The organism is Streptomyces sp. 6-11-2, assembly GCF_006540305.1.
Classification (GTDB): Bacteria; Actinomycetota; Actinomycetes; order Streptomycetales; family Streptomycetaceae; genus Streptomyces.
In genome coordinates, this window is the sequence record NZ_BJOR01000001.1 from 3,295,087 (window position 1) to 3,308,090 (window position 13,004).

At 73.6% G+C, this 13,004-nt stretch carries 11 protein-coding genes; all 11 read right to left on the reverse strand.

The genetic code is table 11. The annotated features are described in order from the left end of the window. Positions 1 to 200 precede the first annotated feature (200 nt). The 11 genes from TNCT6_RS14145 to TNCT6_RS14200 all read right to left on the reverse strand — a co-directional run bounded on the left by TNCT6_RS14145 (position 201) and on the right by TNCT6_RS14200 (position 12,235). Complete coding sequence (locus TNCT6_RS14145) at positions 201 to 1,187, reverse strand: alpha/beta hydrolase (protein WP_141359711.1); 987 nt, start codon at positions 1,185 to 1,187, stop codon at positions 201 to 203. A 208-nt stretch (positions 1,188 to 1,395) separates the two neighbouring features. Continuing rightward, positions 1,396 to 2,598 (reverse strand): kynureninase, encoded by a 1,203-nt coding sequence (gene kynU / locus TNCT6_RS14150; protein WP_141359712.1) that lies wholly within the window; start codon positions 2,596 to 2,598, stop codon positions 1,396 to 1,398. Continuing rightward, complete coding sequence (locus TNCT6_RS14155) at positions 2,591 to 3,448, reverse strand: tryptophan 2,3-dioxygenase family protein (protein WP_141359713.1); 858 nt, start codon at positions 3,446 to 3,448, stop codon at positions 2,591 to 2,593. Before TNCT6_RS14155 ends, kynU begins: the two co-directional genes overlap by 8 nt. Before the next feature lie 146 nt (positions 3,449 to 3,594). Next, positions 3,595 to 4,008 carry a DUF3151 domain-containing protein gene (locus tag TNCT6_RS14160; protein ID WP_141359714.1) on the reverse strand — a complete coding sequence of 138 codons (414 nt, stop codon included), beginning with the start codon at positions 4,006 to 4,008 and terminating at the stop codon, positions 3,595 to 3,597. Positions 4,009 to 4,083: 75 nt separating this feature from the next. After that, the gene (locus tag TNCT6_RS14165) at positions 4,084 to 5,589 is read right to left on the reverse strand and encodes an MFS transporter (protein ID WP_141359715.1); all 1,506 of its coding nucleotides are present in this window, start codon (positions 5,587 to 5,589) and stop codon (positions 4,084 to 4,086) included. 119 nt (positions 5,590 to 5,708) lie between these two features. Next, complete coding sequence (fbaA, locus tag TNCT6_RS14170; protein WP_141359716.1) at positions 5,709 to 6,740, reverse strand: class II fructose-bisphosphate aldolase; 1,032 nt, start codon at positions 6,738 to 6,740, stop codon at positions 5,709 to 5,711. Positions 6,741 to 6,903: 163 nt separating this feature from the next. Continuing rightward, positions 6,904 to 7,452 (reverse strand): orotate phosphoribosyltransferase, encoded by a 549-nt coding sequence (gene pyrE / locus TNCT6_RS14175; RefSeq protein WP_141359717.1) that lies wholly within the window; start codon positions 7,450 to 7,452, stop codon positions 6,904 to 6,906. A 10-nt stretch (positions 7,453 to 7,462) separates the two neighbouring features. Further along, positions 7,463 to 8,260 carry an aldose 1-epimerase gene (locus tag TNCT6_RS14180; RefSeq protein ID WP_141359718.1) on the reverse strand — a complete coding sequence of 266 codons (798 nt, stop codon included), beginning with the start codon at positions 8,258 to 8,260 and terminating at the stop codon, positions 7,463 to 7,465. Between the two features lie 522 nt (positions 8,261 to 8,782). Then, positions 8,783 to 9,883, reverse strand: a complete 1,101-nt coding sequence (locus tag TNCT6_RS14190) for an SRPBCC domain-containing protein (RefSeq protein WP_141359719.1) — start codon at positions 9,881 to 9,883, stop codon at positions 8,783 to 8,785. A 94-nt stretch (positions 9,884 to 9,977) separates the two neighbouring features. After that, positions 9,978 to 11,618, reverse strand: a complete 1,641-nt coding sequence (locus TNCT6_RS14195; protein WP_141359720.1) for a polyamine aminopropyltransferase — start codon at positions 11,616 to 11,618, stop codon at positions 9,978 to 9,980. Positions 11,619 to 11,707: 89 nt separating this feature from the next. Next, positions 11,708 to 12,235, reverse strand: a complete 528-nt coding sequence (locus TNCT6_RS14200) for a DUF2617 family protein (RefSeq protein WP_141359721.1) — start codon at positions 12,233 to 12,235, stop codon at positions 11,708 to 11,710. Positions 12,236 to 13,004: the final 769 nt, after the last annotated feature.

A 13,004-nucleotide genomic window follows, 5' to 3' on the forward strand; every position in this document is an offset into this window, starting at 1 on the left:
GCACCCCGCCTCGCGGCTATGCCCCGTCTCTCCCGCCCACGCCCCACGGCTCATCCCCTCCGGCTCCGACCGGCCGTCGGGCCGGTCCGGAAGGGAAATTACGGATCCGGAGCAGTAGCTCGCGTCACGCCAGGGAGGTGTTCGCGGCCGTAGCTCTCAAGTACTACGGGTACGACCCGCACCGGGTTGCCCGGCCGAAGTCACCACGCCAGCTGGGCGATCTCCTCCGCCACCACCGCGCACGCGTCGGCCGCCGGGTCGATCAGGGGGAAGTGGCCGACCTCCTCCAGGAGGGTCAGGCCCACCACCTCGCCCGCCTTCGCCGCGGCCTCGGTGTAGGACTCCGCGACCACCTGCGGTACGACCAGGTCGTCGCGCCCTTGGACGAGGGTCGTGGCGATGCCGGTCGGCAGCAGCAGAGCCGGGTCGGCGTAGGGCTGCCGCTCGACGAACCCCTCTTCTCCGCCCAGCAGTTGACGGGCCGCCCCGCCGCACACGTCCAGCTTCTCGGCGACCGCGAAGTCGGCGATGGGGGCGAGCGCGACCACGCCCCGCAGCGCGGCGGGACGGTGCGTGCGCCAAGGCGCGTCCGCGGGCAGGACGTGCCGGGCGGCCGCCCACAGGGCCAGATGGCCGCCCGCCGAGTGTCCGGCGAGCACCGTGCGCCGCGCGTCGGCCTCCGGGAGCGCCTCCCGGGCCAGCGCGGGCAGCGCGTCGAGCGCCGCCGCCACGTCGTCGAACGTGTCCGGCCAGCGGCCGGCGACCGGGTCCTCGCCCGGCGCCGCCGGGGCGGCGCTGCCGCGCCGGTACTCGACGCAGGCCACGGCGAAGCCCCGGCGGGCGAGGAAGTCCGCGAACGGGGTGATGTGGCGACGGTCGTACGGGGCCCGCCAGGCGCCGCCGTGCAGCACCACCACGAGCGGGGCGAGCGGGGCGAGCGGGAAGGACTCCGCGGAGCCGACCGCCCCGCGCGGGCGGTAGAAGTCGACGACCTGGTCGGGGTGGTCGCCGTAGGCGGCCGTGCTGTCGGGTGCGACGGGCGCGTGCGAGAAGACCGACTCCTCCTCCGCTGCGGCGCGCGCGGCCGCGTCACGGCCACCGGTGTTCCCCGGTTCCGCGGCGGTGGGGGTTCCCTCCGCACGCTCGGACGCGCGCGCTCGGGGGACGGGGGCGTCGGCTTCCGGCATGCTCCAACCTCTCAGCGGCGAAACGGTTTTGGCGGTCCGGGAAGGAAATCAACCGGCCGTTGGCCGGGACGGTATCAGGCCGGTGACATGCGCCGACATGGGGATGTCACGCTGGGTGAGGCTGAACGGTTCTGCCGCACGATCCGGGACCGTGCGGCAGGAGACCTCCGTTCCGGTACGCCCGTGGGATCAGGCGTACGGCGGTGTGTCAGCCGGCCAGCACCTCCGCCAGCACCCGCCCCGCCCGCTCGACGTCCGCGAACCCGATGTAGAGCGGGGTGAAGCCGAAGCGCAGGACGTCGGGGTGCCGGAAGTCGCCGACCACGCCGCGTTCGATCAGCCGCTTCATCACGTCCCCGGCGTCCGGGCAGCGCAGGGCCACCTGGCTGCCCCGCTCCTCGTGGACCGCCGGGGTCAGGGACTCCACGCGTCCGGAGGGGACGTACTCGGCGACGCACTCCAGGAAGAAGTCCGTCAGCGCCAGGGACTTGGCGCGTACGGCCTCGATCGGCACCCCGTCCCAGACGTCCAGCGCCGCCTCCAGGGCGAGCAGGGAGAGGATGTCGGGGGTGCCGACCCGGCCGCGGAGCGCGCCCCCCGCCGGTTCGTACTCGGGCCGCATGCCGAAGGGCTCGACATGCGAGTTCCAGCCGGGCAGCGGGGAGTCGAAGCGGTCCTGCACATCGCCGCGGACGTACAGGAAGGCCGGTGAACCCGGGCCGCCGTTCAGGTACTTGTAGGTGCACCCGACCGCCAGGCGCACCCCGTGCTCGTCCAGCCCCACCGGCAGGGCGCCCGCGCTGTGGCACAGGTCCCAGACGGCGTACGCGCCCGCCGCGTGCACCGCGGCGGTCAGGGACGGCAGGTCGTGCAGCCGGCCGGTGCGGTAGTCGACGTGGTTCAGCAGGACCGCGGCGGTGCGCGGGGTCAGCGCCCCGGGCACCTCGGCCGGCGTCACCGGGCGCAGCGCGCAGCCCGTCATCCGGGCCGCCGACTCCGCGATGTACCCGTCCGTGGGGAACGTCGTCGCGTCGACCAGGATCTCGTCCCGGTCATCGCCGCCGCTCTCCTCCCGGGCCATCCGGACCGCCGCCACCAGCGCCTTGAACACGTTGACGCTGGTCGAGTCGCCCACCACGACCTGGCCCGGCGCGGCCCCGACCAGCGGGGCGATCCGGTCGCCGACCCGCTCGGGCGCGGTCCACCAGCCGCTCTCCGTCCAGGAACGGATGCGCAGCTCGCCCCACTGGCGGCGTACGACGTCGGTGATCCGGTCCGGGACGTTCGCCGGGAGCGCGCCCAGCGAGTTGCCGTCCAGGTAGACGCCCCCGTCGAGGACGAACCGGTCGCGCAGCCCGGCGAGTTCGTCGGCGGCGTCCAGCTTCTCCGCTCGGATGGCCGACTCAGACATGGGACCTCGCCGTCCACAGCTCGGGGAAGACGTTCTTCCGGGCCCGCTTCTCCAGCCAGGCCACCCCGGCGGAGCCGCCCGTGCCGGGCTTGGCGCCCATCGCGCGGCGGGTGGCGACGAGGTGGTCGTTGCGCCAGCGCCACACCAGTTCGGCGACATCGGTCAACGCCTCGCCGAGCCGGGCGAGTTCGTCGTCCTGTTCACCGGAGTAGAGGGCCGCCCAGACGGCCTCGACCTCCTCGCTGGGCTCGTAGCGCAGCGACACGTCACGGCGCAGCACCGCGTCCGGGACCGCGTACCCGCGCCGGGCGAGCAGCCGCAGCACCTCGTCGTACAGGCTCGGCTCGTGCAGCGCCTTCTCCAGTTCCGCGTGGACGCGGGGGGCGCCGCGGTGCGGAACGAGCATCGAGGCGGACTTGTCGCCGAGCAGGAACTCCATGCGGCGGTACATCGCCGACTGGAATCCGGAGCCCTCGCCGAGGGCGCCGCGGTAGCTGTTGAACTGGGCCGGAGTGAGCGCGGCGAGCGGCTTCCAGGAGGCGTTCAGCGCCTGCAGCTCCCGTGCGGACCGCTTCAGCGCGGCGACCGCCGTCGGCACGTCGTCCGAGCGCAGGGCACCGGCAGCGGTCTCCCACTCGTGGACGATGACCGTGAACCACAGCTCCATCACCTGGGTGGTGACCAGGAAGACCATCTCTCCGGGGTCGTCGGAGAGGGTGTGCTGGAGGTGGGTGAGCACGTCCGCCCGGACATAGTCCTCGTACGGCGTCGTGCCTGCGAAGTCGAGATGCGGGGTCTCGGGCTCAGGGACCTCAGCCGGCTGAGGGATCGGGTGAGCCGGTTGGGACATCGCTGTCTCCTGTTGTACTCCGGGTAGCGGTCCGCCCCTGCCGATGCCGGCACGGGGGCCCCGGTCCCCACCCGCATCCTGCGCATCACGTGGACAGATCGCAAGGCCCGCCCGGTCGCACGGGCGGGCCTCACACTCGTACGGGGTCAGCCCAGCGTCCGCGCGGCCGCCTCCGAGGAGTCCTTCAGGAACTGCGTGCAGCGCTCGTACTCCTCCTGCTCGCCGATCGCCTGCGCGGCGCGCGCGAGGGCGTGCAGGGCGCGCAGGAAGCCGCGGTTGGGCTCGTGCTCCCAGGGGACCGGACCATGGCCCTTCCAGCCGCTGCGGCGCAGGGCGTCCAGACCGCGGTGGTAGCCCGTACGGGCGTACGCGTACGACTCCACGGCCGCCCCCCGCTCGAAGGCGTCGTCGGCCAACTGCGCCCAGGCCAGCGACGACGCCGGGTACCGCCCGGCCACCTCGGCCGGCGAGGTCCCCTTCGCGAGGAGCTCGCGGGGCTCGGGGTCGTCGGGGAGGTGCGTGGGCGGCGGACCGCCCAGGAGGTTCTCGTGAATGGTCATGGGGTCCAGTCTGCTGCATGGTCCGTGATCGGTGACGGCTGCTCCCGGCCGTCGCGGAACGGCCCCTTCCACGGCTCACGAGGCCGGACCGGTACCGGAGGCCGCACCACCCCCGCGGCCCGTCTCCAGCGGCGGTGTCGTCACGCTGCCGTGGGTGCGGCACTCGGGCCGGCGGCAGCCCGGAGCCGGGTGGCGGACGGTCGTGAAGGCGAGGACCGCCCCCACCACCAGGACCGCCGCGCAGATGGGCATGGCCCGGCGGAAAGCGGCGTCGAAGGCGTCCGCCGAGCGGTACGCCTCCGGGCCCATCCCGGCCAGCAGCGGGAGGGCGGCCACCGCGATCAGGCCGGCCGCGCGGGCGGCGGCGTTGTTGATGCCGCTGGCCAGTCCGGCGCGGGAGGTGTCCACCGAGGCGAGCACGGTGGCGGTGAGCGGGGCCACCAGGGTGACCATCCCCGCGCCCATGACCAGCAGGGCCGGCAGCACGTCCGTGAGGTAGTCCGCCCCCTTGCCGACCCGCAGCATCAGCAGCATCGCCACCGCGCACAGCAGCGGCCCGGCGGTGAGCGGCAGGCGCGGTCCGATGCGGTCGGCGAGGGCGCCCGAGCGGGCCGAGAACAGCAGCATGAGGGCGGTCGTGGGGAGCAGGGCGGTGCCCGCCTCCAGCGGTGAGTAGCCGGCCACCACCTGGAGTTGCAGGGCGGTGAGGAAGAAGAAGCCGCCGAACGCCGCGTACACGCACAGGGTGACCAGGTTGACGGCGGTGAACTGGCGGGAGGCGAAGATGTCCGGCGGCATCATCGGATCGCGGCGGTGCTTCTCCACGTACACGAAGGCGACGGCGGCGAGCACGCCCGCGACGGCGGTCAGGGCGACGGCCAGGGTGCCGTTGCGGGCCTCGATCAGGGCGTACGTCACCAGGGCCAGGGACAGGGCGCCGAGGGCCGCGCCCAGGACGTCGAAGCGGCCGTGGGCGGTGCCCCCGCTGGACTCGGGGACGTGGCGCACGGCGATGGGAGCGCAGACCAGGGCCAGCGGGACGTTGAGCAGGAACACCCAGCGCCAGCCGGGCCCGGCCACCAGCCAGCCGCCGAGGAACGGGCCGACGGCCGCGCCGATGCCGCCGAATCCTGACCACAGGCCCACGGCCCTGCCCCGGTCGTCCGGGTGGAAGGAGGCCTGGATGAGGGCGAGCGAGCCGGGGGTGAGGAGGGCGCCGCCGATCCCTTGCAGGGCGCGGGCGGCGACGAGGATGCCCGCGTTCGGGGCGAGGCCGCACAGCAGGGAGGCGGTGGCGAACCAGACGACGCCGAGCACGAAGATCCTGCGGCGGCCGTAGCGGTCGCCGAGCGAGCCGCCGAGGAGGATCAGGCCGGCCAGGGTGACCATGTAGGCGTTGACCGTCCACTGGAGCGCGGCGAGGTTCGCGTCCAGGTCGCGGCCGATGCGGGGCAGGGCGACGTTGACGACGGTCGAGTCCAGCATGGCCATGCTGGAGCCGAGCACGGTGGTGAGCAGGATCCAGCGCCCGGTGGGGCTGGAGATCCTCACGGCGGGGGCGTGCTGTGCGGTGACCGCCATGAGGGGATCATCCCGCGCCGGCCGGCTCCGGGCCAGAGGAAGGACGGGCGTCCTGCGGACGGACGAACGAACGACGGGCCCGGTGCCGAGGCACCGGGCCCGTCGCGGGGAACCGGGAGTTACTTGATCTTCGTGCCGGTCGAGCGGAGGTTGCCGCAGGCCTCCAGCACGCGCTTGGCCATCGACGTCTCGGCCAGCTTGCCCCAGGTGCGCGGGTCGTAGGTCTTCTTGGAGCCGACCTCGCCGTCGACCTTGAGGACGCCGTCGTAGTTCTTGAACATATGGTCGGCCACGGGACGCGTGAAGGCGTACTGGGTGTCGGTGTCGATGTTCATCTTCACCACGCCGTTCTCCAGCGCCGTGCGGATCTCCTCCTCCGTGGAGCCGGAGCCGCCGTGGAAGACGAAGTCGAACGGCTGGCTGCCGGCCGGGCGGCCGAACTTCGCCGCGACGCCCTCGTTCAGCTCCTTGAGCAGGTCGGGGCGGAGCACGACGTTGCCCGGCTTGTACACGCCGTGCACGTTGCCGAAGGACGCGGCCAGCAGGTAGCGGCCCTTGTCGCCCAGGCCCAGGGCCTCGGCGGTGCGGATCGCGTCGTCGACCGTGGTGTACAGCTTGTCGTTGATCTCGTGGGTGACGCCGTCCTCCTCGCCGCCGGTCGGGGTGATCTCGACCTCGAGGATGATCCTGGCGGCGGCGGTGCGGACGAGCAGCTCCTGGGCGATCGCCAGGTTGTCGGCGAGGGTCTCCGCGGAGCCGTCCCACATGTGGGACTGGAACAGCGGGTTGCGGCCGCCCTTGACGCGCTCCTCGGAGATCGCGATCAGCGGACGCACGTACCCGTCGAGCTTGTCCTTCGGGCAGTGGTCGGTGTGCAGCGCGATGTTGACGGGGTACTTCTCGGCGACGATGTGCGCGTACTCGGCCAGGGCAACAGCGCCGGTGACCATGTCCTTGCTGTACTGGCCGCCCAGGAACTCCGCACCACCCGTGGAGATCTGGACGATGCCGTCGCTCTCCGCCTCCGCGAAGCCGCGCAGGGCCGCGTGCAGGGTCTGGGAGGAGGTGACGTTGATGGCCGGGTAGGCGAACTTGCCTGCCTTCGCCCGGTCGAGCATCTCGTTGTAGATCTCGGGGGTTGCGATGGGCATCTGTCCGCTCCTTGTATGTGCGGGGTGCGTTCTGCGTACTTACGGCCCTGACCTAGGGAGTGACGTCATCGTCGGCCCCATCTTCGCAGACGTTGACGGATGTGTCGGACACCCTGCCCGGCCGGTGGACGACCGGGTCGCGCGACACGGACTCGGGGCCGTCTCAGTCCAGTCCCAGCTCGTCCTTCGAGTACGCGAAGACGTACGGCACACCGGCGCCCTCGCTGATCTTCTGGGCCGCGCCCGTGGCCCGGTCGACGATCGTCGCCACGGCGACCACCTCGGCGCCGGCCTCGCGCACCGCCTCGACGGCGGCGAGCGGAGAGCCGCCCGTGGTGGAGGTGTCCTCCACCACCAGGACGCGGCGGCCCCTGATCTCCGGGCCCTCCACGCGCCGTTGCAGACCGTGGGCCTTGGCGGCCTTGCGGACCACGAAGGCGTCCAGCCTGCGCCCGCGCGCGGCGGCGGCGTGCAGCATAGAGGCCGCGACCGGGTCGGCGCCCATCGTCAGGCCGCCCACCGCGTCGAAGTCGAAGTCGGCGGTCAGGTCCAGGAGCACCTGACCGACCAGCGGAGCCGCCTCACCGTCGAGGGTGACGCGGCGCAGGTCGACGTAGTAGTCGGCCTCCAGGCCGGACGACAGCGTCACCCTGCCGTGCACCACGGCCTTGTCCTTGATCTGCTGCAGCAGCTCGCCACGAACGTCGCTCATGACTGCCAGCTTAAGCGCGGCGCCAGGTCCAGGTCGTCGAGGCCTCCAGCGGTTCCAGCGGGGTGACCAGGCGCGGGAGGGTGTTCAGTCCGTCGGGCGGACCGGTCTGCGGTTCCACGCACACGGCAGGCTGCTGCTCGTCGTAGACGACGACCCACTCCTCACGGCTGGTCACTCTCAGCTCCAGCTGGCCGGGCCAGGTGAGCGTGACGTCGACGCCGCCGGGCATGCCGAAGCAGTCGTCCCAGGGACCGGGCTTGGGCTCGACACGGTGACCGGTGGGCAGGTGGTCGTCGCCGCGCTCCTCCTGCCAGGCGGGCCGGAAGTCGACGCGGACGTCCTGGGCGCCGGCTCCCCCGAGGTTGCGCTGGAACCACGGGTGCCAGCCGATCTGCGCCGGGAAGGACGACTCGTACGTCTCCACGGACATCGTCAGGGTCAGGGCGTCCTCGGTCAGGGTGACGGCCTGGGTGACGCGGCCGGAGTAGGGCCAGGGGTCGACCAGGTCGTACGTGATCACCGCCTCGCCCGCCGAGGTGCGGGCGGTGCGCCAGGCGCCGTCGCGGGCGGTGCCGTGGATGGCGTGCGGTGGGGAGTTGAGCGGCATCTGGTGGACGGTGGCGCCGTCCCGGAAGCGGCCGTCACGGACCCTGCCGCACCAGGGGACCATCGGGAAGCAGCCGAACCGCTCTCCCTGGCGGAGCAGTTCGAGGCCACCGACCCGCAGACTCCCGACGCGCCCGCCGTTCCCCGGCTGCACGACCGCTTCCGCGTCGCCCGCGGTCAGCGTGATGTCTTCGTTACTCACCCCACGAGGCTACTTGGCCGATCAAGACGGCGTTCCGCAACGCGGTCGAGCGGATGGGCCGCGCGCGGTGGGAGGAACAGGACTGGGGGCATCACCGGGGCGGCCCGGCGGAGACGGTCAGCGGGGCGGGAACGGGCGCGTAACGGCCACGGGGGCAGGGCCGGGCGCCGCTCAACGACGTCGTCTCAGGGCCCAGCCCACGACGAGCACCGACGCCACCACCAGCGCCGCCGCGGGCGCCGCCCAGCGGGGCGTGGGCCCGGAAGCGGTGACAGGAGCAGGAACGGGGGGCGCCCAATGGAGGCTGGGCCCGGCGGAGACGGTCGGCGGAAGGGGGACAGGGGCGCCACGCCCTCGGGGCGGAGCCGGAGGCCGCTCAACGACGGTGCCGCAAAGCCCAGCCCACGACGATCACCGACGCCACCACCAGCGCCGCCGCAGGCGCCGCCCAGCGGAGGGTGGGCCCGGCGGAGGCGGTCAGCGGAACGGGGCCCAACGCCCTCGGGCGAGGACGGGCTCCGCTCAGCGACGGCGCCTCAGGACCCGGCCCACGACGATCACCGACGCCACCACCAGCGCCGCCGCAGGCGCCGCCCACCGAAGGGTGGGCCCGGCGGAGACGGTGAGCGGGGCGGGGACAGGGGCGTAACGGCCGCGGGGCGGGGCGTGGTCCACCTCCTCGGCGCTGCGCCCGATCATCGTGCGCCGCGCGTGCGCCGCCTCGGCGGGCGGCTCGGCGGCCTCGGCGAAGTCCTCGGAGACGGGGGGCTCGTCGTCCTCGTCCTCCTCGTCGGCCAGCGGGTCGAGGGCGGAGGGCGGAACCTCGGCGTCGAAGACGGAACCGCGCCCGCCCGGCCCGGCCGGGTGCGCCTCGCCTTCGTTCCCGAGCGGCGGGGCCGGGGCATCGTCCGCGTCCGGAGCGGCCTCGAAGTCACCACTCGCCAACGGAGCAAAGTCCTCGGTCGCCTCATCGGCCAGCCCCACGACACCATGGACCCCGGGCACCTCGGGCCCGGCGTCCCGCGACTCGGAGGCTTCCGCCTCGGGAGCCGCCGCCTCGGAGGCTTCCGCCTCGACGCCACCCGCCCCGGCGGCAGCCGGCCCGGCGGCCTCCTCCTCAGCGCCGTCCGATCCAGCGGCGGACGACTCGGGCCCCTCCGCCCCTCGGCCCACCGGCTCAACACCATCCGACCCGGCGGCAGCCGGTCCCGTGGACAGGTTTTCCGCGAAGCGGTTCAGGAGGCGGGTCGTGGCCGTGTGTACGGAGTCCGGGGGCAGCTCGGTGACGCGGCCTTCGGCGGAGGCCGTGCCCTCGAAGGTGAGGGTGGAGCCGTCGTCGGTGTCGCGGAGGCGGAGCGTGAGCGCGAGTTTCACCGAGCCGGTGCCGCGGGACTCGGTCGCGTCGCCCTCGACGGCGTAGGAGCCGTCGTCGAGCGCACGGACGCGCAGCGTGCCGCGGTAGGTGATGGAGTGACCGCCGATCCGCATCTTGAGCCGGCCGCTGACGGGCTCGCCGCCCGCGTCCTGCTGGAGCCCGGGAACCGCCCGGGCAACCCGCGCGGGATCGGCGAGCGCCCTCCGCAGCCGCCGAACCGGAACCGGAACGAACACCTCGTGCTCCATGTCAGCCGAGGGTACCCAGTGCCGCCCCCGATTACCCTCCCCTCGCCCAGAACCCGTCCCCCCACCCACCGCACACGCCGAGGGCAGACCCTGATCAGTCCGCGTACCGGGGGTGGACCAGCGTCGAGGGCGGAAGGCCGGGAACACGGGTGCGGGCCGCGTCGCGGGCGGCCGCAGCGAGCGACGCCGTCGTCAGCGTGCGAGGAGCGGGGGCCCGCGGGTCCAGGCGGAGGGCGGGCGGCATACGGGCCGCCAGGACGAACCCCCAGTCGCGGGGGGCACGCAGGGCGCCGGTCGTGCGGTCGGGCCCGGCCGCGAAGCCGGCGTCGCGGCCGTCCACGCGGTACGGCAGGGTGCGCAGTCCGGCGGCCCGGACCGTGGCCTCCACCGTCCAGAACACCCGGGGCCGGGAGGAGACCGGCCCGGCGTGCACCACCAGCCGCCCGCCGGGCACCAGGGTCCGCCGGGCCAGGCCGTAGAACTCCTGCGCGTACAGCTTCGTGCTCGCCGTGATGCCCGGATCGGGCAGGTCCTCGATCACCACGTCGTACGCCGCCGCCGGCGCCCCGCGCAGCCAGTCGAAGGCGTCGGCGGTGCTCACGTGCACACGCCGGTCGTCGAAGGCGTGCTCGTCCAGCCCGGCCAGTACCCGGTCGCCGCGCGCCAGCCGGACGAGGGCCGGGTCGCGCTCGACGACGTCCACCCGCTCCACGCCGGGGTGCCGCAGCACCTCGCGCGCGGCGAGCCCGTCGCCGCCGCCGAGGATCAGCACCCGCGCGTGCGGCCCGGTCATCGCAGGGTGGACCAGCGCCTCGTGGTAGCGGCGCTCGTCGCGGCCGCTGACCCGCAGCCGCCCGTCGAGGAACAGGCGCAGCGGGCGGCCCCGGCCGCCGCCGGTGAGGACCACCTCCTGCTCGCCGGTCCGCAGCGCCACCCGGACGTCCCCGCCGTACATCGCCTGCCGCGCGGCCCGTTCGAAGTCGCCGACCAGGGCGGTGAGGGAGGCGAGCAGACCGAGCACAACGAGGTTGGCGACGATCAGCAGCCAGCGGCCGCGCGGGGTCAGGTCCCGCGGGAACAGGCCGAGTACGAGGACGCCGCCCGCCACGGCGTTGACGGCGCCGGTCACCAGCGCCCCGGTCAACTGCCCCAGCAGCGGCAGCAGGAGGAACGGGAAGGCGAGCCCGCCGACGAGTGCGCCCACGTAGTCCGCCGCGAACAGGTCGGCGACGGCGCCGCCCGCGTCCTGGCGGCGGATCCGCTGGATCAGCTCCATCAGCAGCGGCACCTCCGCCCCGATCAGCAGGCCGATGGCCAGGGAGAAGGCGACCAGCAGACAGCGCGGGCCGTCCGCCCACATGCCGCCCCAGCCGCCGGTCCAGGCGAACACCGCGTACAGCGCCATGGCACTGCACCCGCCGACCAGCGCGAGCGTCGCCTCGATCGCGCCGAAGGCGAGGGCGGCGTGCCGGCGCAGCCGCTTCGCGGCGAGCGAGCCGATGCCCATCGCGAACACCATGACGGACAGCACGATCGACGCCTGGGTGACCGAGTCGCCCATCAGGTACGAGGCCAGGGCCACGAGTTCGAGCTCGTACACGAGTCCGCAGGCCGCGCAGACGAAGACACCCGCGAGGACGAGGAACCGGCCGGTTCCCGGCCGGACGGGCAGTCGCGCGGAGCCGCTGAAGGGCGGCGCCACGCCGGGCGGGGCCGGGGCGTGCGGTTCGATCACACCTGTGACGTTACGTCACATCCGCAGGACGCTTCGTCACCCACACGTGTGGAAAAGAAAGTTGTGGCGCTGCGCAGGTTTACCCGCGCTCAACTCGCTCCGGCCAGCGCGGAACGGCGTACCCCCACCCTGGTCCGGGTCGCCACCAACTGGCCGTCCTGCGGGTAGGCGTGCCACGTCCGCCAGTGCACCTGGCCCTCGTGCCACTGCGCCAGCATCGCGGTGAACGCGTTCGGGCTGCCCGGGAAGACCCCCGCGAGACCATGCGGATGGTCGGAGACGAGGGCCAGCAGTTCCTGGGCGCGGCCCGTGAACGACCCCGGCGAGAGGAACTCGACGCGGGCGGCGAACTCGTACTCCCAGTCGTCGGCCCGCTTGGCGACGCCGAGCGGCAGGGGTGTGCTGGAGCCCGGGATGCACGCCACGGTCTCCGAACAGCTTCCCCGCTCCTCCTCCAGGAGCACCTGGTGGGACGCGCCGAGGAGTCTCAACTGGAGTTTCGCGCCGGTCAGTTCGAGGTCCAGGGTGGCAAGTGCGGGCAGCGGCTCGCGTCCCAGGGCCCAGGCGAGGTCGGCCGCGCGCGTGTCGGTGTAGGAGGTGTTCAGGGTCGTGAGCATGGATCGGCTCCGCTAGCACGCAAAGAAAAAGAAGGGAGGAACGGGCCGGCACGCCCCGGTGGGCACGGGGACAACGGCCCGGCTCAGCCCAGCTCGGGAGGGGGGTGTGCGAGACGTCCGAGGGGCTGCGTCGGTAGAGGCAATCATGAACAGCGGTTCTGCCACAGGGTTTTTACCCAACTTCGTGCGGTTTCCATCCCTCAGAGGGCTCCACAGCTCAACTGTTCAACCCTGGCAGGTGCGAGGGCGTACGCGTGGGGCCGGCGCACCCGCCGGAGACTGCCTCCCGACGGGCGCCGGCCCGGATGCGGTTCCCCCACGGAACTCGGCTGCCCCGTCTCAACTGCCCGGATCAGTTGCCTCCCCCGCATCCGCCCCCGCACGACGACCCTCCGCCGCACGAGGAGTTCCCCCCGCAGGAGTGACCCCCACACGAGTGATGACCCCCTCCCGAGTGATGACCCCCTCCCGAGTGGTGACCCCCTCCCGAGTGATGGCCGCCGCCGGACGAGCACGTACTGGCACCGCCCTCCGACCCGGCCCACCAGCCGGCGCCCCCGCCGCTCGCGCTGCCCCCGACCGACCCCGTGCGCCGGCCTCGGTACGACTTGGCGTACCGGTCGCGGCGGGCCCTGCGGCGCCCCGCCGCCACGACGGTCACGCACAGCACCGCGATCACCGCCAGGACGATGCCCGGAACCATGGCGTCCTCCCTCCGATCCCCGGGGCCCGCCGACCGCGCCCGAGTCCGTTCCCCGGACGCCGCCGG